Below are 25,300 nucleotides of genomic sequence, written 5' to 3'. Positions count from 1 at the left end.
CTCCGATAAATTCGGTGAGGAAAGCAAACCCAATAAAACGTCCAAAGGGAGCAAGCCCAGCCGATTTCCTGCTTTCGCCCGCATGCGCAAGCGCTGCCTGACCCGCCTCGATGCCGTGCCGCTTTCCACCAAACTCGTCGCATGTACACTCGTGCTGCTGATGGTCGGCACGTTCGGCATCTCCCTGACCATCCGACAACTGGTCAGCAGCTACTTGGTGCAGAAAACCGACACGCAGCTGCGTGACCAAGCCCAATTGGTATACAGCAACGTCGATCTGCTGAGCAGCAAAGATGAGAACGAAAACGTCGGGCCCAACGAATATTTCATGCAGCTGCGCGATACTAACAACAACATCGTCAGCACTCCACTGGTCCCTGTGCTGCGCAACAGCATTCTCTCCGAGCCGGAGCTGCCCGCCAACGGTTCGATGGGCGACGTCAAATTCGACAAGCCCTTCACTGCTTCCGCCAAGGTACGAGTATTAAGCCCGACCGCGAGGGCTGACAAACGTACGATGCAGGTGGCTCAGGCCCCGTGGCGCGTCCTGGCGCTTGAAGGCCGTGAACGCGGGCCTGACGGCACCAGCGAGGTCAAGATGACTGTTTACATCGGTGTGTCGATGGCCGATCAGATTGACATCATCAATACGCTGACCCAATATTCGATTTTTGTCAGCATCATTATTGTGCTGCTCGGCGCCGTAGTGGCAACATTGATTATTCAACGTACACTGTTGCCGTTGAAACGCATCGAGAAGACCGCCGCCAAGATCGCCGCCGGTGACCTGAGTCAACGTGTGCCCACCGCTCCAGAGAACACAGAGGTCGGTTCGCTGGCCGCCTCCCTCAACGCTATGCTTGCCCGCATCGAATCCAGCTTCCGCGAGCAGGAGGAAACCACCGAGAAGATGAAGCAGTTCGTCTCCGACGCTAGCCACGAATTGCGCACGCCGTTGGCCACGATTCACGGCTATTCTGAGCTCTACCACATGCAGCGTGATCTTCCGGGTGCACTCGAGCGGGCCGATGAATCCATCGACCACATCGAGGCTTCCAGCCAACGAATGACAGTGCTAGTGGAGGATTTGCTTTCCCTCGCGCGGCTTGATGAAGGCCGTGGCATCGACATGACCCAGCAGGTCAATCTCACCCAGCAGTTAAAGGACGCCGTCGACGATCTGCATGCATTGGACTCCCAGCGCGGCATACGTCGCGGCAGACTTGAGCTCAATGCCAAGGACGGCAGCAATCCGGCCTATCTGGAGTTCAAGGAAGGTGAGTTCCCCGATGTGACGTTGACCGGTGACGGATCGAGGTTGCGCCAGGTCATCACCAACATCGTCGGCAACATCCACCGCTATACGCCTTCTGATTCGCCAGTGGAAGTGGGCCTTGCCATCATGCCTGCCTCCATCAGCCCGGAATCGTTGCAACGCATGCCAGCCGATACGCAATCCCTGCGTTATTTCCTTGAGGCCGTAGAGGTAGGACAATCGATGCAGATGGGGATGAACTATGCCGTGTTCAGCTTCATCGACCATGGCCCTGGCGTGTCGGCTGACCGCCAATCCCAGATTTTCGAACGCTTCTATACCGCCGATCCGTCGCGTGCGCGGCAGAAGGGCGGCACTGGCTTGGGAATGTCCATCGCCCAGTCTGTCGTGCGGGCGCATCACGGTTTCATCGACGCCACAACGACCAGACACGGGGGAGGGCTGACCTTGACCGTTATCCTTCCTGTAGCGCCCGTTGAACCACATGTATTGGGCAGTGCCACGATGACGGGAATGTCCGATAGATCGGCCGCTAAGAAGCCTGGAAAGCCAAACAAACAGAGCAAGTGGCCCCATCGTGACAAAAACAAGACAAAAGCCACTGGCAAAGGGCAACAGGGAAACGTCACCCCAGACGGCGCATGAGCCGGAGATACTTATAGAGTCCTGCCGTTTCGCGGTTTGCGTAGTCGTTACGCTAGACTGATGGGTAGTACGTCAACAAGGACTCCGGACGGTTCATGCCGTTTGGAAGATATGAATGAATGAGGTGTGTCATGCCCAGCGGAAAAGTGCGTTGGTTCGATTCCAAGAGGGGATACGGTTTCATCACCGATGAAGCAGGCAACGATGTGTTCTTGCCTGCGGCAGCGCTTCCGGATGGCACCTCGACCCTACGCAAAGGGGCCAAGGTTGAGTTTTCGCTGGTTGACGGACGTAAGGGGCCGCAGGCCATGGATTTGCATGTTCTCGGCCCAGCTCCATCGGTCGTGCGTGCAACCAGACCCAAGCCCGATGACATGACTGCCATTGTCGAAGACCTCATCAAGCTTCTCGACCAGGCGGGTAATTCTTTGAGGCATCATCGTTATCCCAATCCCGGCGAAAGCCGAAAACTGGCCACATTGCTGAGAGCCGTGGCTGATGATTTCGATGTCGAAGGCTGAAAAGAAGACGGAAGACGGTATGACGCAAGACGATATGGTGGAAACAACGGCAGATACGATGGCCCAGGATCAGAATGAAGAGACGAAACTTGACCCACGGTCCTTGGCGAAATCGGTTGTGCTGGCAGTCGCGGATGAACCGGAAGAAGTCGGCGACTTTGCGCAAAGCATTGACTTGGGTGACAATGTCACTGATTTTCGTTTTGAGTGCCTGAGGAAAGGCTATGAGGGCTGGCAATGGGCGGTGACGCTCTATCATGACGTCGAACTCGATTCTTGGAGCGTCAATGAATCTACGTTGGTCCCCTCCAAGGATTCGTTGTTGGCACCGACTTGGATTCCTTGGAAGGACAGGCTCGAAGCCGCCGACCTTTCTGTGACGGATTCGCTGGGCACCGACCCGGACGATCCTCGCATGGAGGATGGATTCCGCAAGACTGGCGTCAAGACCGATGACGCTGAGGGGGTGAATGCTTCTTCAGCCGATGAGTCCGATAATGGCGATGTGACGACTGACAGTGAGTCTGTAACTTCAGAGGTTCAAGCCGACGAACAAACGTCAGTTGACGGCGAAGCGAAGGCTGATGCGGACATCGACCCGGAAACCGGCCTGAGCCGTGAGCTTGAGGACACGGTTGAGCAATTCGGACTTTCGCGGCGACATGTGATGAGTGAATTGGGACGTTCGCAGACCGCCAAGCGTTGGTACGACGGGCAACACGGGCCGAAGTCGCTTTCCACCAAGACGGCCGAAGGCAATCTGTGCTCAACTTGTGCATTCTTCATCGGACTCAAGGGCGATTTGGACACTATGTTCGGTGTGTGTGCGAACCGTTGGAGCCCGGACGATGGACGTGTGGTCTCTCTCGACCATGGTTGCGGAGAACATTCTGAAATAGAGCAGCCTGAGCCCTCTCGTCTGTGGGTGCAATCCAAACCTGCCTTCGACGATCTGCATATCGACATCATCGCCCAGGCTCCGCGTGAGGAACGTGACCAGGTCGAGCTCATCGAATCGATCGACGAAGATGATGAGGCTGTAGCTGTGGCATCCGAAGCATCCGATGAGATGGGTGAGAACAGTGCAACCGAAACTGATATCGCCGAACAAACCATTCCCGGTTCGTTGGAAGAAAACGATGACGAGAGCGAAGACGGCGAGGACGAAGCCATTGGCAAGGGCACGGTAGGCAGCGCTGTTACTGCTGATGCGGCCGTTGAATCCACCATCGTTCTAAGCTCTGACAATGATTCCGACAATGACGATGATGAGGCAGATGAAGATCTGGACGACTCTGTCGACGAAGTGGCGGAATAGGAATAGCCGAGCCAGTTCTAGCCGTTTCTGTCATCTTTGTTGCGTTCTCAGCGCAATAGGTGCGACACGTGAAATAAACGTCACCATAAATCGGTAGAGTTAAATGGATTATCAACAGTGGAAGGACAAGTATGTTCGAACGGTTTACTGACCGTGCCAGGCGTGTGATCGTGCTGGCACAGGAAGAAGCCAAGGCCCTCCAGCACAACTATATCGGTACCGAACATCTGCTGCTCGGCCTGATTCGTGAAGGCGAAGGCATTGCGGCCAAGGCGTTAGCTGCCAAGGGCGTCACCTTGGAAGACACACGCAAGCAAGTAGAGGAAATGATTGGCAAGGGCAACGCCGCGCCGAATGGTCATATTCCGTTTACCCCTCATGCCAAGCAGGTTTTGGAACTGAGCCTGCGTGAGGCGTTGCAGCTGGGCCATAGCTATATCGGAACCGAGCACATTCTGCTTGGCCTCATCCGTGAGGGTGAGGGCGTCGGCACCCAGGTGCTGATCAAGATGGATGTCGATCTGGGAGAGCTTCGCAGCTCCACCATCGACCTGATTCGTGGCAACTCCGGCGGTGCCGAAGGTGAAGGCAAGGGAGACCTTGCCAACGCTGGTGGCGTGGAGAACAAGGGCCGTCAGACCGGTTCCGCTATTCTCGATCAGTTTGGTCGCAACCTCACTGCGGAAGCCTCGGAAGGCAAGCTGGACCCGGTTATCGGCCGTGCCAAGGAAATCGAGCGTGTCATGGTCGTGCTCTCTCGGCGCACCAAGAACAACCCAGTGCTGATCGGTGAGCCCGGCGTCGGCAAGACCGCGGTCGTTGAAGGGTTGGCGCAGAAGATTCATTCCGGAGACGTTCCGGAGACCTTGAAGGACAAGCAGGTCTATTCGCTTGATCTGGCCTCCATGGTGGCCGGTTCGCGTTATCGCGGCGATTTCGAGGAGCGTCTGAAGAAGGTCTTGAAGGAAATCAAGACCCGCGGCGACATCGTTCTCTTCATCGATGAGATTCATACCATCGTCGGCGCGGGCTCGGCGGATGGCGCTCTGGGCGCATCCGACATTCTGAAGCCGATGCTGGCCCGTGGCGAGCTCCAGACCATCGGCGCTACCACTACTGATGAGTACCGCAAGTACATCGAGAAGGACGCGGCGCTCGAACGTCGTTTCCAGCCCATCCAGGTCGACGAGCCGTCCATTGCGGACACCATCGAGATTCTCAAAGGCCTGCGCAGCCGCTACGAGAACCACCACAAGGTGACCATCACCGACGGTGCTCTCCAGGCCGCAGCCGAACTCTCGTCCCGTTACATCCAGGACCGCAACCTGCCCGACAAGGCCATCGACCTTATCGACGAGGCCGGTGCACGTCTGCGCATCAAGCGTCTCACTGCGCCGCCAGAGCTCAAGGAGCTCGACGGCAGGATCTCCAAGATTTCCGACGAGAAAGACAAGGCCATCAAGGGCCAGGACTTCGAGAAAGCTGCGGAACTGCGCGATCAGGAAGACAAGCTGCAGGCCGAGCGCAAGGAAAAGGAAAAGACCTGGCGCGAGGGTGGCAGCGATGTCAAGATGGTTGTCGACGAAGAAGTGATTGCTGAGGTCGTCTCCTCGACTACCGGCATTCCGGTCTTCAAGCTCACGCAGGCCGAATCCAAGAAGCTCCTCAACATGGAGTCCGAGCTGCACAAGCGCATCATCGGCCAGGACGAGGCGGTTTCCGCGTTGGCCCGTTCGATTCGCCGTACGCGTGTTGGCTTGAAGGACCCGAAGCGTCCCGCAGGTTCGTTCATTTTTGCAGGCCCTACCGGTGTCGGCAAAACCGAGCTGGCCAAGGCGTTGGCCCAGTTCCTCTTCGATGACGAGGACGCGTTGATTCGTGTCGATATGTCCGAGTTCTCCGAGAAGTACGCCGCGTCGCGCCTCTTTGGCGCGCCTCCAGGGTATGTCGGCTACGAAGAGGGCGGTGAGCTCACCGAGAAGGTGCGCCGTAAGCCGTTCTCCGTCGTGCTCTTCGATGAGATCGAAAAGGCCCACCCTGACATCTTCAACACACTGTTGCAGGTGCTGGATGACGGCCATTTGACCGACGGCCAAGGCCGCAAGGTGGACTTCAAGAACACCATCATCATCCTGACGACCAACCTCGGCACCAAGGACATCGCTAAGGCCGCTAATACCGGCTTCAGCTCCGGCAATGACCAGGAGTCGAGCTACGAGCGTATGAAGAGCCAGGTTACGAGCGAGCTCAAGCAGCAGTTCCGTCCCGAGTTCCTCAACCGCTTGGACGACATCATCGTCTTCCGCCAGTTGACCGAGCCGCAGGTGCGTCAGATCGTCGATCTCGACCTGACCCAGCTCAACGACCGTCTCTTCGAACGTCACATGTCGATCGAGCTGACCGATGCCGCCAAGGACTTGCTCGCGCAGAAGGGCTTCGACCCGCTGCTCGGTGCCCGTCCGCTGCGTCGAGTCATCACGCGTGATATCGAGGACGCCGTCTCCGAGAAGATTCTGATGGGCGACCTCAAGAACGGCGAAAAGGTGGAAGTCGACGCCGAAGGTGAAGGCATCCTGGGCGAGTTCACCTTCAAGGGCGAGCCCTTCGAGGATTCCAACGCTGAGTCGTCTGAAGCTGACAAACAACCTGAGCTGGTAGGTGCCGGTGCTCTGTCTGATACGGCAGCTGCTGACGTATCCACTGATTCCGGTGTGCCAGCTACTTCGTCCTCAACGCCGACATCTGACCCGTCTGCGGATGATTTCCCGGGTGACTCCAGTTCAGATGTACAAGGCACGGATCCTTCTTCAGCTCCGAGTGAATGATGTTGAGCTAAAGGGCTGCTGATTTAAAGGCATCCGGACTACAAAGACCCGGCTTTCTCAAAAGAGGAGCCGGGTCTTTACGTATCCAATCCGTAAAAATTTTCATAAGGTTGATAGCTTTTATAAGCCAAGTCAATCTTTGGAATCACGAGATTTGCCTGCAACGTCGTAAGCAAAGCGAAAGCCGGCCCCTATGAGAGACACAGGCGCTCCGGCTTTCACTTCCCGTTTCTTCTTGGAGATGGGCTTGATTCAATCGCAATATGAAAAGTGGCTTGCACCAAATTGATGGTGCAAGCCACTTTTGCTGGGTTATGAAAGCTCAGGGCTTTACTTCACAGCGTTGAGCCACTGCTCCTTGGTGGCCTTTTCGGCCTCGAGCTTGGACTTCTTGGCCGGGTCGGACTCGGCGGCGATCTGGGCATCGAGCTCATCGAGCTGGGCCTTGAGCTGAGTCTCGAAACTGGAGACACGGGCGTCGGCCTCGGGGTCGCTCTTCTTCCAGGCGGCTTCCTCGACGGACTTGATCTGGGTGTCGACGGCGTCGAGGCGGCTTTCGATGCGGCGCATGTCCTCGCGAGGCACATAACCGATCTGATCCCACTCGTCCTGGATATCTGCCAGTGCCTGACGGGCCTTCTTGGCGGCCTTTTCGTCGGCGACCGGTACCAACGCCTCGGCCTTCTTCAACAGCTCTTCCTTCTTGGCGAGGTTGTCCTTTTCGTCGGAGCTCATCTGGTCACGATCGGCCTGACGTGCATTGAAGAAGACATCGCAAGCCTCGCGGAACTTGGCCCACAAATCGTCATCTTCCTTGCGTCCGGCGCGGCCGGCGGCCTTCCAACGATCCATGAGCTCGTTGAATTGGTGCGAAGTGGCACCCCACTCAGTGGAGTCCTTGATTTCGTTGGCTTCCTTGATGATTTCTTCCTTGATACGCTTGGTCTCCTCGCGGGAGGCGTCGCGGGCCTGAGCCCACTTGCGGCGGTGCTGGTTGAAAGTGGTGCGGGCGGCGGAGAAGCGCTTCCACAGTGCGTCGGCGGTCGGCTTGTCGATGCGGATGCTAGTGCGCTGATGCTCCTGCCAAGCCTCGAAGAGCGAACGGAACTTGTCAGCGGTGGAACGCCAATTCGTGTTCTCTCCCAGCGAATTTGCAAGCGCCTCGGCCTTCTCGACGATGGCGGTACGCTCCTTGATGGCCTTCTCAAGCGCGGCCTTGCGAGCCTCGGCGAGTTCAGCCTTCTTGGTTTCTCCGGCCTTCTTCAGTTCTTCATACTGGGCCTTGAGTGCAGCGATATCACCGACGATGGCCGGGTTCGTGGTCTCTTCGCCAAGTGTCTTGACGGATTCATCGATCTCATGAGGCTTGATATTCGCGGCCTTGAGGCGTGTGGCGAACAGGTCGAGCTTGGCCTTGAGGTCAAGGTAACGGCGTGCATAGAGCGTGAGCGCTTCTTCGTTGGTGGCTCCTGGGAACTCACCAACCTCGCGCTCGTTCTCGCCTTCCTTGACATAGACGGTGCCTTTGTCGTCGACACGGCCAAAGGCCTCAGCGGCCTTGACATCGGCCTCGGAGTAGGTGTGAGCAGGAGCTGCGACCGGGTGCTTCGCCGGCTTCTTGGCAAAGGCCAAGGGGAGGGGACATGCGGTTTTGCTACAGCCGGTGCAGAAGCGGCCGGCGTGTCGCCGGTCTTCGGTACCTCAGGCGTTGCCGGTTCTTGCGCTGCTGCCGGCTCTGCCGGTTTGGACGTGGCGCTGGCCTGTGCGTCCGCGGCAGGCTGCGCTGCCTGCGCGTTGGATTCATTGGTGTTTTCGGATTCAGTGACTTGTTCGTCGGCCATGGCCAGCTCCTTGAGAGTCTTCGTGTAACAGGCGTTGCGGCATCGAGACGGATGCCCCGATTTTCCACAACAACACTTATTATAGGGAGTTATGGCAAAAGGCGCATCAATATCAGGATTTCCGGAATGGCTACCCAGCGAAAGAGTGGTCGAACAACGTGTCATCGATACGGTTCGTAAAGTTTTCGAACTCAACGGATTCATCGGCATCGAGACAAGGGCAGTGGAGGAAGGATCAAGTCTCCTCAAAAGGGCGAGACAAGCAAGGAGATTTATCTCCTTTCGCGTCTGCAGGAGGTTGGCCACGAATCCGACACGCCCATCGAGCGTCGTCTCGGTCTGCATTTTGATCTGACGGTTCCGCTGAGTCGTTACGTGGTTGAACATTCCGGCCAGCTCACCTTCCCGTTCAAGCGTTGGCAGATTCAGAAGGTCTGGCGCGGTGAGCGTCCGCAGGAAGGCCGCTTCCGCGAGTTCGTCCAGGCCGATATCGATGTGATCGGCAACGGCGAGCTGGAAGACCACTATGAGGTTGAACTGCCGCTGGTGATGGTGCAGGCGCTTGAGGAACTGCGTAAGTTCGGCCTGCCCAAGGCCACCGTACATGCCAATAACCGCAAGCTTTCCGAAGGTTTCTATCGCGGGCTTGGCTTGACTGACGTCGAAGGCGTGTTGCGTGAGATCGACAAGCTTGACAAGATCGGTGCCGACGAAGTGGTCAAGCTGCTCGTCAGTGAATGTGGCGCGACCGAGGTACAGGCCCGTGCATGCCTTGAATTAGCGGAACTCACTGCAGCCGATGGCAAGGAATTGTTGCAGAAGTTCGACGAGCTCTGCAACAAGCACGATATCGCACAGGACAGCGATGCCTACAAGCTCGCCCGAGAAGGCCTCGACACGTTGGCGATGATCGTAGACGAAGCGGCCATCACCCGTCCGGGCTCCGTCATTGCGGATTTGAAGATTGCGCGTGGCCTTGATTACTACACCGGTTCCGTCTATGAGACGTTCCTTGATGGCGCCGACCAGCTTGGTTCCATCTGCTCTGGCGGTCGTTATGACAACCTCGCCTCGCAGGGCAACAAGAAGTATCCGGGCGTTGGCCTGTCTATCGGCCTCTCGCGTCTGGTCTCCTATATGCTGCACACTGCCGGTGCACACGCCTCTCGCGTCTCGCCAGCAGCCGTAATGGTGGCCGTCTGGAACGAGGACGATCGTTTGAACTGCAACCATATCGCCGCTGCCTTGCGCAAGCGTGGCATTGCCGCCGATGTGGCGCCGAAGGCTGCGAAACTCGGCAAGCAGATTAAATACGCCGACAAACTGGGCATCCCGTATGTCTGGTTCCCGGCCGACGCATCTGGTGATGGCGAAGGCAGCGACCATGACGAGGTGAAGAACATCATCACCGGCGAGCAGGTCCCCGCCGATGTCAAGTCATGGCAACCCGATACTGTGTATGCTCAGCAAACCGTCTCTTTGGACAAGTAAAAGAGCGCGGATTCTCGCGGTTTTCAAGCGGTTAGTAGATAAGGAATAGAGGGAGCATGAGCCAAACGGCTTATAGAACACACCATGCCACTGAAGTGACCGAGGAACTCATCGGTCAGAAGGTAACCCTTGCGGGCTGGGTCGACCGCAGGCGCGACCACGGCGGCGTCGCCTTCATTGATTTGCGCGACAACACCGGTCTGGTGCAGATTGTCATCTACGACGAGGAGATTGCCCGCCCGCTGCGTAGCGAGTTCGTGGTGCAGGTCGTCGGCGAAGTGCGTGAGCGCCCGGACGGCAACGAGAACGAGCACCTTTCCACCGGCAAGGTCGAGGTTGTGGTCGAAAGCCTTAAGGTACTGGCCAAGGCTGATGCATTGCCATTCCAGGTTTCCACCGCCCTCGAGAACGAGGCCGAGAACAAGCTTCCAGGCGAGGATGTTCGTCTGAAGTATCGTTATCTCGATTTGCGCCGTCCTTCCATGCAGAAGAACCTCAAGCTGCGCAGCGACATGACCCGCGCCGCACGTCACGCGTTGGAGGATATGGACTTCACTGAGGTGGAGACCCCGACCTTTATCAAGTCCACGCCGGAAGGCGCACGCGACTTCGTGGTCCCGGCACGCTTGGTGCCCGGTTCCTGGTACGCGCTGCCGCAGTCCCCGCAGCTGCTGAAGCAGCTGTTGATGGTCGGTGGCGTCGAGCGTTACTTCCAGCTTGCCCGCTGCTATCGTGATGAGGACTTCCGCGCTGACCGTCAGCCCGAATTCACTCAGCTCGATATGGAAATGAGCTACGTGGATCAGGAAGATGTGATGGCCATGGCCGAGAAGGTCATTGCCGCCATCTGGAAGACCCAGGGCTACGACATCAAGCTGCCGATCGACCGCATCACTTGGCAAGACGCTATGGACAAGTACGGTTCGGACAAGCCCGACCTGCGCTTTGGCAACCAGATCGTTGAACTCACCGATTACTTCAAGAACACCCCGTTCCGCGTCTTCCAGGCGCCTTATGTTGGCGCTGTGGTCTTCGAAGGCGGTGCCGATACACCGCGTCGCCAGTTCGACGCATGGCAGGAGTGGGCGCGCCAGCGTGGGGCCAAGGGCCTTGCGTACGTGCAGTTCACTGGCGACGGCACCTTGAAGGGCCCCGTGGCCAAGAACCTTTCCGAGGAAGAGCGCAATGGTTTGAAGGAAGCCGTGGGCGCCAAGGACGGCGACGCGGTGTTCTTCGCGGCCGGTGCCCGTGAGTCTTCTCAGCTGCTGCTGGGTGCGGCCCGTGTCGAGATTGCCCGTCGTGCAGGCCTGCTCGACCCGAAGAAGTTCGCCTTCACATGGGTGGTCGACTTCCCGCTCTTCAAGCGCACCGACGACCCGGACGATGACGATGTGGCCGTGGGTCATTCCAAGTGGACCTCCATGCATCATCCGTTCACCATGCCGAGTGCCGACTGGATCGACAAGTTCGACAAGGATCCGGAACACGCCATGAGCGATTCTTACGACATCGTCTGCAACGGCGAGGAGATGGGCGGCGGCTCGGTACGTATCCACCGCAACGACATCCAGGAGCGTGTGCTCGACGTGCTTGGCATCGGCGAAGAAGAAGCCCAGGAGAAGTTCGGCTTCCTGCTCGAGGCCTTCAAGTACGGCGCACCGCCTCACGCAGGCATCGCGCTTGGCTGGGATCGTACGGTCTCGCTGCTCGCCGGTGCCGACAGCATCCGCGACGTCATCGCCTTCCCGAAGGCCGGTGGCGGTCGCGACCCGCTGACGGGTGCCCCGGCTCCGATTTCGGATGCCCAGCGTGCCGAAACCGGTGTCGATTATGACCCGGAAGAAGATAAAGAGTAGAGATTCTGACTCGTTCGAGTCTATAGATTCTTTTCAGATGAATCATCTTTCAAATGTGTCCAGCTCATTGTGAACTGGACACATTTGTATCTTCAGATAAATTAGACAACGGTAATGCGTATATACAACAATAATTGCTGATATCTTGCAATAATTTCGCTGGTAACTATGTAGTAACAATGTGCAGGTATACTACTTTTCATGTCAGAAACTAACGAAACTATTATGAAAGCGCGCGAAAACGGCGCGTCAAGCCAGGCGATGGGCGAAAGCCATCCGCTGGTCGAGCTTTCGCATGTTGAGAAGCATTACGGTAAGCTCCATGTCCTGAAAGACATCAACCTCAAGGTCAACAAGGGCGAAGTGCTGGTCGTCGTCGGGCCTTCCGGGTCCGGCAAGTCCACGATGTGCCGCACCATCAATCGCCTTGAGACCATCGACTCCGGCACCATCCGTATCGACGGGCAGCCGTTGCCGCAGGAAGGCAAGGATCTTGCCACCCTTCGAGCCGAGGTCGGCATGGTCTTCCAGCAGTTCAATCTTTTTGCTAACAAGACCATCCTACAGAACGTCACGCTCGCACCGGTCAAGGTGCGTCACATGGACAAGAAGGATGCCGACGACCTCGGCATGGACCTGCTTGCCAGGGTTGGTGTGGAAAGCCAGGCCAACAAGATGCCATCCCAGCTTTCCGGTGGTCAGCAGCAGCGTGTCGCCATCGCCCGCGCACTTGCGATGAAGCCCAAGATCATGCTCTTCGACGAGCCGACCAGCGCTCTCGACCCCGAAATGGTCAACGAGGTGCTCGATGTGATGATCAAGCTCGCCTCGGAAGGCATGACCATGATTTGCGTGACTCACGAGATGGGCTTCGCACGCAAGGCGGCCAACCACATCGTCTTCATGGCTGATGGCAAGATTCTCGAAAAGGGCACTCCTGACGAATTCTTCGACCATCCGCAGACCGACCGTGCCAAGGACTTCCTTTCCAAGATTCTTACGCACTGACCCGGTATATCGTGTGCGGGGTTCGGTATCTATCGGATTCCGGGAATTCGGTAGACGTCAGCAACCGTGACGCACATTTCCGCAAATATTCAAGAACATCAATCGTTAATCCGCTAAAAAGCGAATGGGGAAGTATCGGGAAAGCAAAAATCTATGAAACCATCATTCAACCATCTTTCGCGCATGTGGCGCAGGGTCCTTGCGGCCTTCTGCGCTTTGGCATGCGTATTCACCGTAGCCGCCTGCGGCTCGGGCAATGAGGCGGGCAAGATCCGCATCGGCATCAAATTCGATCAGCCGGGTGTAGGCTTCAAGAAGTCCGGCACCTATGTTGGCTTCGACGTTGACGTGGCACGGTACATTGCCCGCAAACTCGGCTATTCCGACGACGAGATCGTCTGGAAGGAAGCGCCGAGCAAGCAGCGTGAGGCCATGCTGCAGAATGGTGACGTCGACATGATCGTCGCCAGCTATTCCATCACCGACGAGCGCAAGAAGGCCGTCACCTTCGCTGGGCCGTATTTCGTGGCTGGACAGGATCTGATGGTCCGCAAAGACGACCATGACATCACCGGGCCCGGCAGCCTGAATGGCAAGCGTCTTTGCTCGGTGACCGGTTCGACTTCGGCCGAAGTGGTCAAGAAGAAGTTCTCGTCCGAAGTGCAGTTGATGGAGCAGCCCGGTTACGCCGAATGCGCGACCGCCCTCTTCAGCGGCATCGTTGACGCGGTGACCACCGATGACATCATTCTTGCCGGTCTCGCCTCCAACGCCCACGGCAAGCTGCGTCTGATCGGCAAGCCGTTCACGCAGGAATACTACGGTGTCGGTGTCAAGAAGGGCGATATCAAATTCGCCAAGAAGATCGACAAGGCCATTGCCCAGATGGAAAAAGACGGTTCATGGCAACGCTATATCAGCGACAATACGCGTGGCGTGAAATATAAGCCGAATATGAAATACAATCCGCCGACACCGGACCTCGGAGAGACGGGAGCCGCGAAATGAATGAATTTCTGCAATTGTTCAGCCAGTACAACGTTCCGGGAGCGTTCCTTGTCAACATCGAGTTGACGCTTTGGTCTGCATTGTTCTCGCTGATTCTTGGTGTCATCCTGCTGATGATGCGCATTTCGCCGATTTCCTCGCTGCGTGCTGTCGCGAGCGGCTACGTTGAGTTCTTCAAAAACATGCCATTGACCATTATCATGGTCTTCATGGTGCTTGGTGCTTTCGCCCAGCTCAAGCTCACGTTCTCCAGCACTTTCGCTACGAACTTCTTCTGGCTTGCGGTCACCGGCCTCTCGCTGTACACGGCGGCCTTCGTCTGTGAATCCCTGCGTTCCGGCATCAACACCGTGCCTCTCGGTCAGGCTGAGGCGGCACGCGCGCTTGGCCTGAGCTTCATGCAATCGGCCACGCAGATTATTCTACCGCAGGCATTTCGTGGTTCCGTCGCGCCTCTGGGCAATACCCTGATCGCCCTTCTGAAGAATTCGACGGTCGCAGCGGCGGCATCGGTCGCCACCGAAACTTCCAGCCTGATGAGCGAGATGATTGAATTCCATGCGAACTCCATCGTCGCCATCTTCCTGATCTTCGCGTTCGGCTACGTCATTCTGATCATTCCGATCGGGGCGCTGACCACGTTCCTTTCCAACAAGCTTGCAGTACAGAGGTGAACGCATGAGCAAGAACAACAATGAATCGTCCGTGCTCTTCGATGAGCCGGGGCCGAAAGGCAAACGCAACATTCGTATCGCCAACTGGATTGGTGGCATCATCGTCATCATTCTCGTGGTGCTCATTCTCATGCGCCTGCATAACCCGCCGGATGGCGAGAACCAGCTGGACTGGGCGCTCTGGAAGCCCGCTTTAGACGGCGAGGCCTGGACTGACTTCTATCTGCCGGGGCTTTGGATGACGATCAAGGCGGCTGTGCTGGCGGTTATCGGATCGGTTGTTTTCGGTCTGATTTTCGGTATCGGCAGGCTGCTGCCGAGTGGAATCGTACGAGCGGTTTCCGGCGTCATCGTCGAATTCTGCCGCGCGGTGCCGGTGCTGATGTTCATGATTTTCTTCTGGAGACTCTTCTCCTTCATGGGTATTCAAAGCGCCTCCTATTGGGCAGTCGTACTCGGTCTGATTCTCTATAACGGTTCCGTGGTCGCGGAATTGGTACGAAGCGGTGTGGGCAACCTGCCCGGCGGTCAGCGCGAGGCTTCGCTGGCCCTTGGCTTGACCACCACGCAGTCGTTGATGCAGGTCGAAGTCCCGCAGGCCATCTACGCCATGCTGCCGGCCGCTGTGACCCAGCTGGTCGTCGTCTTGAAGGATACGGCGCTCGGTTCGATCATCATGTACACGGATCTGTTGCAGGAATCGCGCCGTCTGGGCTCGATGTACTTCAACATTCTGCAGACATTGGTCGTTGCAGGCGTGGTCTACTTCATCGTCTGCGCGTTGCTGTCCAAGCTCGCCGAATGGCTCCCGAGCCGTATGCAGGCACGCACCGCAGCTCCCGCCGAGCCTGAAGCCGTAGCCCCGATCGCCATCATGGATGCCTCCAATGTCAACCAGATTGCCGTGGCCAAGGAATTGGGCGAGGACCGCTATGGTGGTGCTCCCGGCCAATACCACATCCATCATCGTGGCACCAATGCCTCCGTGCATCACTGGAGGGAAACGCGCTACATGCAGGGCTATGACGCTACACATCCCGACAGCGCCAAGGACTCCGACCATATCGAGCTTCCTAATATCCCGATTCCGGGACTCAAGTCTCATCCGAAGACGGACAAGTCTGACGGACACAAGGATGAATAACCTGCTGTCGTAAGTTTTGAAATGGTGACCATTGTTTTTTCACAGTGGTCACCATTTCTTTGTCCGTAAACCTGCTTTGACAGGTAGGTTGTGGGACGGGAAGGCGATATTACTTGTGAATAATGGTGAGCTGAAGAGATCTCTATGCTGAAATAACAGTGAAGAGTAGCGAGCGGACGATAGAGTTGGGGTTATGACACAGAGTTTAGGGGAATTGGCGCCTAGCTGGGACGGCAGCGGGGACGAGAGGCATAATATCGATGCCGACGAGATCTATGACAGGTTTTTCGGATGGGTGCACGATGTCAAGGGAATCGACCCGTGGCCGCATCAGGAAGAGGCCGTGATGGACCTGCTGGCCGGAGACCATGTCATTTTGAGCACGCCAACCGGGTCTGGCAAATCGTTGGTGGCATTGGGCATGCATTTTGCGGCGTTGTGCACCGGACGGCGTTCATATTACACTGCGCCGATCAAGGCCTTGGTCTCCGAGAAATTCTTTGACTTGGTAGAGGCATTCGGCCGTGACAATGTCGGCATGATTACCGGCGATACCAGCATCAATTCTGATGCGCCGATCATCTGCTGCACTGCCGAAATTCTGGCCAACCAAGCGTTGCGTGAAGGCGTGAACGCCGATATCGGCTGCGTGGCGATGGACGAGTTCCATTACTATGGCGATACTGACCGCGGCTGGGCTTGGCAGGTGCCGCTGCTGACGCTGCCCAAGACTCAGTTCCTCCTGATGAGCGCCACGCTCGGCAATGTCAACGCCATCGCCGACAAGCTCGAGGACATGACTCGGCGCGATGTAGATGTCATCGACGATGCGCCGAGGCCGGTGCCGCTGAGCTACGAATACACCGACAAACAGCTCGCCGGCACGGTCGAACTGCTCTTCAATCGCAGCGATACCCCCATCTACGTCGTCCACTTTTCGCAGGATGCGGCGCTTGAAACCGCACAGGCGCTTGCCAGCACGGGTGTTTCCAGCAAGGAACAGCGCAAGGCCATCACCGAAGCCATCAAGGGAACGCGCTTCACCACGGCATTCGGCAAGATTCTGCAACGACTGTTGCGCACCGGAGTCGGCATTCATCACGCGGGTATGCTGCCACGCTACCGGCGCTTGGTCGAACAACTCGCGCAGCAAGGTCTGCTTCCGGTCATCTGTGGCACCGATACGCTTGGCGTCGGTATCAACGTGCCGATTCATTCGGTCGTGTTGACCCAGCTCACCAAATTCGATGGATTCAAAATGCGCAAATTGCGCGCTCGTGAATTCCATCAGATCGCCGGACGTGCCGGACGCATGGGATTCGACACCGAAGGGCTGGTGGTGGCGGAGGCCCCCGAATTCGAGATCGAGAACGCCCGGGCCATCGCCAAGGCTAATGGCGACCCGAAAAAACTCAAGAAGATCAAGCGCAAGAAGCCCCAGGAAGGCTTCGTCACGTGGAACGAAGGCACATTCGACAAGCTCATCGAGGCTGAGCCCGAAACGTTGGTGCCGCACATGAAGATCAGCCACTCCATGGTTCTGAACGAGGTGGCGCAAGGCGGCGATGCGCGCGCTCGCATCGACAAGCTCATCGACGATTCCTCGCAAACACCTGAGCAGAAAGAGCATCTGCACGAGCGTGCCGATGAGATCTTCCAAACCATGTTCGATTCGTCCTTCATCGAGGCGGAAGACAATGACCGCGGCGGAAAGGATTATTTCCTGTCCGTTGAGGTGCCGGACAATTTCGCGCTTGACCAGCCGCTTTCGCCGTTCCTCTTGGCGGCGCTGGAACTGCTCGAGCCTGAATCCGACACTTATGCGCTCGACGTTCTCTCGATGGTCGAAGCGACGCTTGAAGACCCCAAGCAGGTTTTGAAAGCCCAGCAACGACAGGCGCGCGATAAGGCGATGGCCGAAATGAAGGCCGATGGACTCGACTACGACGAGCGCATCGACAAGCTGCAGGAAGTCACTTGGCCCAAGCCGCTTGAGGAAATGCTTGATGCAGCGTTCGATGAATATCGCCATGATGTGCCCTGGGCCAATGATTATGAGTTGAGTCCCAAATCGGTGGTGCGCGACATGGTCGAGACGGCCAGTGATTTCACCGGCTACATCGCCCGATACAACATTGCCCGGAGCGAAGGCACGCTTCTGCGCTATCTTTCTGACGCTTACCGTTCCTTGGCGCGAACGGTTCCCGTCGAAAAACGCAACGATGAACTTGAGGACATCATCTCGTGGCTACGTGTGGTCGTGCGTTCCGTCGATTCCAGTCTTGTGGACGAGTGGGAGAACGCCGGCGGCGAGACGGCTGCCGATGCAGAAAACGCTGGGCTCACCGCCGCCGCTCCCGGCGGCAAGACTGCTGTGGTAGAGGATAGGCGAGGACTTATCGTGCTTATTCGCAACGCCATGTTCCGCCGGATTCAGCTCATGGACCAGGACAGGCCGGAAGAGCTCGGTGCGCTCGACAAGGACTGGGGCTATGGTGTGCACGAATGGGAGGATGCACTGGACGATTATTACGACGAACACGAATACGTCGGCATCGATCAGAAGGCCCGCAGCGGCAAGCTGTTCATCTTGGACGACTCCAATGAGGCCAAGGAACACACCTGGAAGGTACGGCAGATCATCGATGATTCCGACGGTGACCACGACTGGGCCATCACCGGCACCGTCGATCTCGATGCCACGCAGGAAAGCGGTGAGGTGGTCTTCGTGGATTATCGAGTCAGCGATGACGGACTTGATTGATCAGCTCGGTCTTTGAAATCTAGCAAGGAACCGAACAAATGTTCGAACGATGGGATAAGGTGAAGGCATGACCGAAGATTTGTTCAGTGCCGCTGATGCGCCAGAAGACGTGACCCGCCCGCTGGCCGTGCGGATGCGGCCGGTGTCTCTTGACGACGTGGTGGGCCAGCAACAGGTGTTGGGCGAAGGCTCGCCGTTGCGTCGGCTTGCCAGTCCTGCGTCGAAGGGGTCATTGACTGCGCCGAGTTCGATTATCCTTTTTGGTCCTCCGGGAGTCGGCAAGACCACGTTGGCCTATATTGTCGCGCAGCAATCCGGACGCGATTTTGAAGAGCTTTCCGCCGTCACTTCCGGAGTCAAGGATGTGCGCGCGGTGTTGGATCGAGCCCACGAACGCTTGGTGACACAGGGGCGGGAGACTGTGCTGTTCATCGATGAGGTGCACCGCTTTTCCAAATCCCAGCAGGATGCATTGCTTCCCAGCGTCGAAAACCGTGATGTCACCTTCATCGGCGCCACCACGGAAAATCCGAGTTTCTCCATCAACAAACCGTTGCTAAGCCGGTCGGTGGTGGTCAAGCTCGAGTCGCTGGAACCTGACGACCTCAAAACGCTGATTACCCGTGCGTTGGAAAGCGAACATGGTCTCAAGGGCGAAGTCAAAGCCAGCGACGCGGGCATCAATGAGATTATTCGCATGGCAGGGGGAGACGGGCGTAAGACGCTGACGATCCTCGAGGCGGCCGCCGGTGCGGTCACCGGCGATAAAGAACGCAAAAAGGCGCTCGCAAACCGATCATCACCCCCGATATCGTCTCGAAGGTCATGGATTCCGCTACCGTGCGTTACGACAAGGACGGCGACGACCATTACGACGTCGCCTCCGCATTCATCAAATCGATGCGGGGTTCAGACCCGGATGCCGCCTTGCACTATCTGGCACGAATGCTGCGAGCGGGGAGGACCCGCGATTCATCGCCCGACGCATCATGATTGCCTCGGCCGAAGAGGTCGGCATGGCTGCTCCGCAGATTTTGCAGGTTACCGTCGCCGCGGCACAGGCTGTAGCCATGGTTGGTATGCCCGAGGCACGGATCATACTTTCAGAAGCGGTTATCGCCGTGGCCACGGCACCCAAATCCAATGCCAGCTACAATGCCATCAACCAGGCGCTCGCCGACGTAGATGCGGGAATGATCGGTCAGGTGCCGCTCTGGCTGCGTAACGCCCCGACCAAGCTCATGAAGGATTGGGGCAACAAAGAAGGCTACATTTACGCGCATGATGTGCCCGGTGGCGTCGCCACGCAACAATACATGCCCGATGAGCTGGTGGGCCGTGAATATTATCACCCCAACGACCGAGGTTATGAGCGTGAGGTCGGGCCAAGACTCGAGAAGATTCGCGAGATTCTGCATGGTGGCAACGGGCAGACAAACGGATCAGCAGGTAATGATTCCTCTGACGGGCAAGAGCGCAACCATAACAACGGTTAGTATTAAACCGTAAAACGTGTCATTATGAGAAGGGCTAAATATGACTCAGCAAGATGGCAAAGACGGCAAATTCATCGTTAATTGCATACCTGTTGACGAAAAGGACAAGCAACGGTTCATCGAAGCTGCCGGAGATGTTCCCATTGAGTTCTGCGGGGATCCTAAGAACTATGGCGACATGAAAGTGAAGGCGCAGATTCCCGAGCAATTGCGTGGGCGTGCCACGGCGGTACTGGGCAATTTCGATCCGGCTTTGGCTCCGCAATTCACCAATCTTGAATGGCTGCAGACCTGGAGCGCGGGAGTCGATGCGTATATCAAACCCGGTGTGCTGCCGGAAGGTGTGACCGTCACCAGTGCGACCGGCGCATACGGGCAGTCGGTTTCCGAACACATGATTGCGATGATGTGGGCGTTGATGAAGAACCTCGAACTCTATGTCCGTGACCAGACGGCTCATCGTTGGCAGGACGAGGGCAGCGTGCTCACCCCACGCGGTGCAACGGCATTGGTCATCGGTACCGGAGATATCGGCTCGCATTTCGCAGGTCTTGCCAAGGGTGTCGGCATGCATACCGTTGGTGTGCGTCGCAGTGCCGACAAATCCGTTGAGGGCATCGATGAGATGCATGGCTTCGACGAGCTCGATGAGCTGTTGCCGCAGGCTGATGTGGTCGCCTTGTCGCTTCCGAGAGCGGCTGATACCCATCATCTGATTGATGTACGTAGGATTGCGATGCTCAAGAAAGATGCCATCCTCGTCAACGGAGGCCGTGGAGACGCGGTTGACGACGATGCCTTGGCCGAAGCGTTGAAGCATAATGCCATTCGTGGTGTCGGGCTCGATGTCTTCGAGACGGAACCGTTGCCGCCTACCCATCCGCTCTGGAACGAACCTCGATGCCTCATGACCCCGCATGTCGCCGGCGGCAGCCACCTGGCCAGCAACGATGCCCATATCGTCGACATCGCCGTGGCCAACGTACGTCGGTATGCCAATGGTGAGCCGTTGCAGGACAACGCGCATCGCTAAACGGTTGGGTATTGCCAGGTTGGTTTCTACCGACTCGTGCATTTGATAAATGTGGTCCAGTTCTTCTTAGAATTGGACCACATTGTCATTGATGGGAACGAAAGGTTGCTTATTCGATGTGACCGGGTTACCTTGATTATCCGAATGGGTCGATGTTCGTATCTGACGTATAAAAATCCGCCACCTCAATGTTGTAAGGTGGCGGATTTTCCTTTCATCGTCCGATGTAATGAAGCGGAATCAGCTGATGAAAATGATGATTGCTTTACTTATAAGCTTCGTCCAGCTGAGCTTCCATGTCGTCGAAACGTTCGACCTGCGGGTGGAAGATCGGATGACCGGCGGCAACCACGAGCAGCGGCTTCTCCAGCGTACGCAGGTTATCGACTGGGTTCTCCTCGAGCACCAGCAGATCGGCGGACTTGCCGACCTCAAGCGACCCGGTTTCATCGCTTAGACCGAGAATCTCGGCGGTGACCTGCGTGCCGGCGTGGAAGGCCTCGGCAGGGGTAAACCCAGCAAAACGGTTGAGCAAGGCCATCTCGCGCCAGGTGCCATACTGCGGTACGAACGGCATGGCGGTGTCGGTGCCGACGCCGACCTTGATGCCGGCTTCATGCGCCTGACGTGCGCCATTGACCATACCCTCAATTACAGGGACGGAGTTCTGCATCTGGACGTCGGTCATGTTCAAGGTTTCCTGCGAAAGATACTTCATCGGCAGGCCCGCGGAAAGCGTAGGCTCCAGAGCACTCCAGCCGCGCAGTGAGTTCGGATTGTTCAGGAAAAGCTCGGTCAGTTCGTCGTCCAGCTCGCAGCCGTGTTCGATGGTGTCGACGCCGGCCTTCAGTGCGCGGCGAACACCTTCCACGCTCTGGGCGTGAGCGGCAACGATGATGTCGTTGGCGTGTGCGGCCTCGCAAATAGCGCTCATCTGCTCGGTGGTCATCTGCGGAGCGCCGGCCTCGCCGGGTACCTGAGAATCGGTGACACCACCGGTGGCCGCGATCTTCAGGGCGTTGACACCGTGGTCGATGCTGTATTCGGCCTCGCTACGCGCTTCTTCGGGGGTGGTGCTTTCCATGGCGACCAGCGGTGCGCCGTGGCCGTCGGGAATCGCGAGCATCGGGCCTGCAGCCATGATGCGCGGACCGACCATCTTTCCGGAGTTGATGCGGTCACGGATGGCGACGACCTCATAGCCGACGTCGCCGACCGTGCGGATGGTGGTGACACCGGAGTTCAGCAGCGTCATGATGTTGGATTTGCTGGTCTCATACATGAAGAGCTTGCCTGGCGCCGAATGCATGATTTTGGCGGTCTTGCGCTGGCCTTCCGGAGTGCTGCCCTTGGGGTCGAGCGGCTTGCCCTGCGAGAAGGTGTGGACGTGACCGTTGATCATGCCGGGGAGACGACCTTGCCGGTGCCGTCCAGCTCGTGATAGCCCGGAGGCACCACCACGTTCGAGGACGGTCCGATTTCTCGGATCTTGCCAAGACCGTCCACCAGGATGGTGGTATCGCTCAACGTACGGCCATCAGCGTCGCCGGTGGCGACAGTGGCGTGCTCGATGGCGAAAGGTTCTATCGCGGTATTACGTGGTGCGTGCATATCGTCTCCTTTGAAAGTGAAGCTTGAAAACAAACTCGCTTTCACTCTATCAGGATTTGGCTGAGACTGTCAGAAAAGAGACGAATTCGCGGGTCGTGTTTCTTTTCCTGGAACCTGAACCAGGAAAGTTAGAGACGAGGGGCCGCCACGAGTCCTGTTTTGAGCGTCAGCAATATCGCCAGATACAGTGCGCAGAGCACGATGAAGGCAACATCCCGACGGGCGACGTGCATCGCATGCCAATGGGTGCGTTCGATGTTCTCTTCATAGCAGCGAGCGTCCAAGGCCAGCGAAAGGTTGTCGGAATGGCGCAGCGCACCGGCGAAAATCGGAACGACAATGGCCGCCAGTGCCTTGAGACGACGGGTGGGTGAACCGGTTTCGATGCTGCCTCCACGGGCCGATTGCGCGTCGATGATGTTGCGGGCTTCGGCCGCCAGTGTCGGCAGGAAACGCAGCGCCAGGCTCATCACCAAAGCCAGTTCCTGGGTATGCAGACCGAATTTGCGTAACGGCGAAAGCAAAGAGCCGAATCCGTCGGTTAACGCGGTGGGCGTGGTGGTCTGCAGCAGGATGATGCCCAGCAGAATGACCAGCCCGAATCTGCAGGTGTAGAGTATCGCCGCCATGACGCCATCATCGGTAATGGGGAAGGAGGCGATGGAGACCAGAGGCCTGCCGGTGCGTACGAAGAGCATATTGATGACACCCATCACGGCGAGCAGTATGAGGAATCCCTTCATCGAGCGGAACAACAGCTTTGGCCCGAGCTTCGCGGCGGCAGCCAGTATGACAACCATTACAGCGGTCAGCGCCAGTTGCGGCAGGGAAGTGACCATAAACGAAGTGAACATCAGGACGAGGAATACGATTAGTTTGACACGTGGGTCGAGGCGTTCGATGATGCTCTGGCGTTGAGCCGGTGGGGTGGGTTGATTGGCTGCGCCGACTTGGTCGGCATTGCCGGATGTTGCCGTTTTCTCGTCAGACGTGTGTTGACGCGGTTGGTCGATGTTCCCCGCTGCTGATGCATGGACGGAAGTATCGGTATCAATTGCCTTATCGATTGCAGTGTTCGGGCCGGAATCATTGCGTGAATGGTGATTGCTGTCTTTTTGGGACTTGTCGCCTTGCTCGACTCCGCCCAAGGTGATTACCCGGTCGGCCAATTGCCGTGCCTGACGAGGGGAATGAGTGATCAGGACTATCGTGACGCCGTGGGCGTTGAGCGTGCGTATCAGCGCATAGATGCGTTCGCTGGCGCTCGCGTCAAGTCCGGCGGTCGGTTCATCGAGGATGAGGATACGCGGTTCACAGGCGATGATGCCGGCAATGGCGGTCAAGCGTTGCTGACCCCCGGAAAGCGAGAACGGCGAACGGTCGGCAAGCCCGTCAATACCCAGCAAAGTCAAGGCACGGTTGACGCGTTGGTCTACTACTTGCGCCGGAAGCCCCTGGTTGCTTGGCCCATAGGCTACATCCTGCCGTACCGTTTCGGCGAAAAGCTGTTGTTCCGGCTGCTGCATCACCAGTCCGACACTTGAGCGCAGTGCTTTTTTGTCGCGGCGCGACATCGAACTGAGGTCAATGCCGGAGACCTGGATAGTGCCGCTGTCGGGCTTCGACAACGCAGACATGAGCCGGGTAAGGGTCGTCTTGCCCGTGCCATTGCGACCCATGATGGCCACGATCTCGCCCTGTTTGATGGTCATCGAAAAATCATGCAGGGTGTCCTTGTCGGACTTGGGATAACGGTAGGAGACATGGTCGAAACGGATGGCCGGTTCAGCGGTGATTGCAGGAGCATTGTCGCTCGCTGGCGCATTTGTGGCGCTCGCCGCAGTGTCCGAAGAGGCTGCTGCCTGGAATTCGGTCTGTGAATGGTTAATGGTGCGATTGACGTCTTCTTTTGCGCTGCCATTAAGCGCACCATCGGTTTTTAGGCCATTGTCTTTCCTGCTACCACCTTCGATGATGAGACCATCCGGTTTCAGCAAACCAGTGTCGTCGGCATTGGTCACCGAAAGCTTCAAAGCGGCCTGAGTTGGGGTCAATTCGACGAGTTCGCCATCTTCCAGACTCAGAATGCGATCGGCATGTTTCAGTTCCTCGGGCCGATGAGTGACATGAACGATGGTGGTTCCCTCATGCTGCAGGTTATCGAGGACATCCAACACGTCATGTTGTGCTGCAAGATCGAGCATTGCTGTGGGTTCGTCGAGCACGATCATCGACGGCGCCATGGCGAGAATGCCCGCTATGGCGATGCGTTGCTGTTGACCGCCGCTCATGCGCGACGGGTCATCAAACAGAGTGCCTTCCATGTCCACGGCGTCCAACGATTCGTGGACGCGCGTGGTGATTACATCCGGGGCAAGGGCGAGGTTTTCCGGCCCGAACGCGACATCATCGCCCACCACAGTGGTGATGATCTGGTCCATCGGGTTCTGGAAGACCGCGCCGATGCCTTTGCGGGCCTTACGGTAGAGGCCGCTGTTGGGCTTGCCGTCGTGGAACACGTCATAGCCAAGAAGGGCGATTGACCCCCTGTCCGGGGAGGAGAGGCCGGCGATAAGACGAGCCAGCGTGGATTTTCCCGAGCCGTTCGGCCCGACCAGACAGATGCGTTCGCCGACCTTGATGTCGAGATCGATGCCGTTCAACACCCATGAGGTACCGCCGTCATAGCTGAATCCGACATCGTGCAGGCTGGCGGACAGGCCTGGCTCGTTGGTCGGCGAGGAAGGCCCGGCGTCGGTTGGTTTGTCGAAAGCAGTGTTCATGGTGAT

The 25,300-nt window shown here is 57.4% G+C and carries 14 protein-coding genes and 3 pseudogenes; 13 read left to right on the top strand and 4 right to left on the bottom strand.

Annotated elements, in window-relative coordinates; all coding sequences use genetic code 11:
- Nucleotides 1-82: 82 nt before the first annotated feature.
- The 4 genes from OZX57_RS05140 to OZX57_RS05125 all read left to right on the top strand — a co-directional run bounded on the left by OZX57_RS05140 (nucleotide 83) and on the right by OZX57_RS05125 (nucleotide 6,585).
- Entirely contained in the window at nucleotides 83-1,921 is a 1,839-nt protein-coding gene (locus OZX57_RS05140) for a HAMP domain-containing sensor histidine kinase (RefSeq protein WP_277162947.1), read from the top strand.
- Between the two features lie 131 nt (nucleotides 1,922-2,052).
- Entirely contained in the window at nucleotides 2,053-2,442 is a 390-nt protein-coding gene (locus OZX57_RS05135) for a cold shock domain-containing protein (protein ID WP_277161666.1), read from the top strand.
- On the top strand, nucleotides 2,420-3,760 hold the full coding sequence (locus OZX57_RS05130) for a DUF3027 domain-containing protein (RefSeq protein WP_348637166.1): 1,341 nt from the start codon (nucleotides 2,420-2,422) through the stop codon (nucleotides 3,758-3,760). Before OZX57_RS05135 ends, OZX57_RS05130 begins: the two co-directional genes overlap by 23 nt.
- A 131-nt stretch (nucleotides 3,761-3,891) precedes the next feature.
- A complete protein-coding gene (locus OZX57_RS05125) occupies nucleotides 3,892-6,585 on the top strand; it encodes an ATP-dependent Clp protease ATP-binding subunit (protein WP_277161664.1) in 2,694 nt (897 codons plus the stop codon).
- Between the two features lie 330 nt (nucleotides 6,586-6,915).
- Here the strand turns inward: OZX57_RS05125 and OZX57_RS05120 are convergent.
- A pseudogene (locus OZX57_RS05120) lies at nucleotides 6,916-8,426 on the bottom strand (DUF349 domain-containing protein).
- Between the two features lie 91 nt (nucleotides 8,427-8,517).
- Between OZX57_RS05120 and hisS the strand changes: the two are divergent.
- The 9 genes and pseudogenes from hisS (at nucleotide 8,518) to OZX57_RS05075 (ending at nucleotide 20,900) form a co-directional block, all read left to right on the top strand.
- Nucleotides 8,518-9,917 (top strand): annotated as a pseudogene (gene hisS / locus OZX57_RS05115) (histidine--tRNA ligase).
- 56 nt (nucleotides 9,918-9,973) lie between these two features.
- Nucleotides 9,974-11,773 carry an aspartate--tRNA ligase gene (aspS, locus tag OZX57_RS05110; RefSeq protein ID WP_277161662.1) on the top strand — a complete coding sequence of 600 codons (1,800 nt, stop codon included), beginning with the start codon at nucleotides 9,974-9,976 and terminating at the stop codon, nucleotides 11,771-11,773.
- Between the two features lie 225 nt (nucleotides 11,774-11,998).
- The gene (locus OZX57_RS05105; protein ID WP_277161660.1) at nucleotides 11,999-12,781 is read left to right on the top strand and encodes an amino acid ABC transporter ATP-binding protein; all 783 of its coding nucleotides are present in this window, start codon (nucleotides 11,999-12,001) and stop codon (nucleotides 12,779-12,781) included.
- Between the two features lie 183 nt (nucleotides 12,782-12,964).
- A complete protein-coding gene (locus OZX57_RS05100) occupies nucleotides 12,965-13,789 on the top strand; it encodes a glutamate ABC transporter substrate-binding protein (protein WP_277162945.1) in 825 nt (274 codons plus the stop codon).
- Nucleotides 13,786-14,463, top strand: a complete 678-nt coding sequence (locus OZX57_RS05095; RefSeq protein WP_277161658.1) for an ABC transporter permease subunit — start codon at nucleotides 13,786-13,788, stop codon at nucleotides 14,461-14,463. The genes OZX57_RS05100 and OZX57_RS05095 overlap by 4 nt, the downstream gene beginning before the upstream one ends.
- A gap of 4 nt (nucleotides 14,464-14,467) precedes the next feature.
- The gene (locus tag OZX57_RS05090) at nucleotides 14,468-15,607 is read left to right on the top strand and encodes an amino acid ABC transporter permease (RefSeq protein WP_277161656.1); all 1,140 of its coding nucleotides are present in this window, start codon (nucleotides 14,468-14,470) and stop codon (nucleotides 15,605-15,607) included.
- A gap of 193 nt (nucleotides 15,608-15,800) precedes the next feature.
- Nucleotides 15,801-18,371 carry a DUF3516 domain-containing protein gene (locus OZX57_RS05085; protein ID WP_277161654.1) on the top strand — a complete coding sequence of 857 codons (2,571 nt, stop codon included), beginning with the start codon at nucleotides 15,801-15,803 and terminating at the stop codon, nucleotides 18,369-18,371.
- 67 nt (nucleotides 18,372-18,438) lie between these two features.
- Nucleotides 18,439-19,867, top strand: a pseudogene (locus OZX57_RS05080) (replication-associated recombination protein A).
- 40 nt (nucleotides 19,868-19,907) lie between these two features.
- On the top strand, nucleotides 19,908-20,900 hold the full coding sequence (locus OZX57_RS05075) for a D-2-hydroxyacid dehydrogenase (RefSeq protein WP_277161652.1): 993 nt from the start codon (nucleotides 19,908-19,910) through the stop codon (nucleotides 20,898-20,900).
- Nucleotides 20,901-21,165: 265 nt separating this feature from the next.
- On the opposite strand, the gene OZX57_RS05070 is transcribed toward OZX57_RS05075, so the two are convergent.
- The 3 genes from OZX57_RS05070 to OZX57_RS05060 all read right to left on the bottom strand — a co-directional run bounded on the left by OZX57_RS05070 (nucleotide 21,166) and on the right by OZX57_RS05060 (nucleotide 25,294).
- Nucleotides 21,166-22,302 (bottom strand): amidohydrolase family protein, encoded by a 1,137-nt coding sequence (locus tag OZX57_RS05070; protein WP_277161650.1) that lies wholly within the window; start codon nucleotides 22,300-22,302, stop codon nucleotides 21,166-21,168.
- Nucleotides 22,299-22,511 carry a hypothetical protein gene (locus OZX57_RS05065; protein ID WP_277161648.1) on the bottom strand — a complete coding sequence of 71 codons (213 nt, stop codon included), beginning with the start codon at nucleotides 22,509-22,511 and terminating at the stop codon, nucleotides 22,299-22,301. The genes OZX57_RS05070 and OZX57_RS05065 overlap by 4 nt, the downstream gene beginning before the upstream one ends.
- A gap of 128 nt (nucleotides 22,512-22,639) precedes the next feature.
- Nucleotides 22,640-25,294 (bottom strand): energy-coupling factor transporter ATPase, encoded by a 2,655-nt coding sequence (locus OZX57_RS05060; protein ID WP_277161647.1) that lies wholly within the window; start codon nucleotides 25,292-25,294, stop codon nucleotides 22,640-22,642.
- Nucleotides 25,295-25,300: the final 6 nt, after the last annotated feature.

Source organism: Bifidobacterium sp. ESL0682 (assembly GCF_029392815.1).
In the GTDB taxonomy this organism is placed as follows: Bacteria; Actinomycetota; Actinomycetes; order Actinomycetales; family Bifidobacteriaceae; genus Bifidobacterium.
This window is presented reverse-complemented; position numbering and strand designations above follow the sequence as displayed.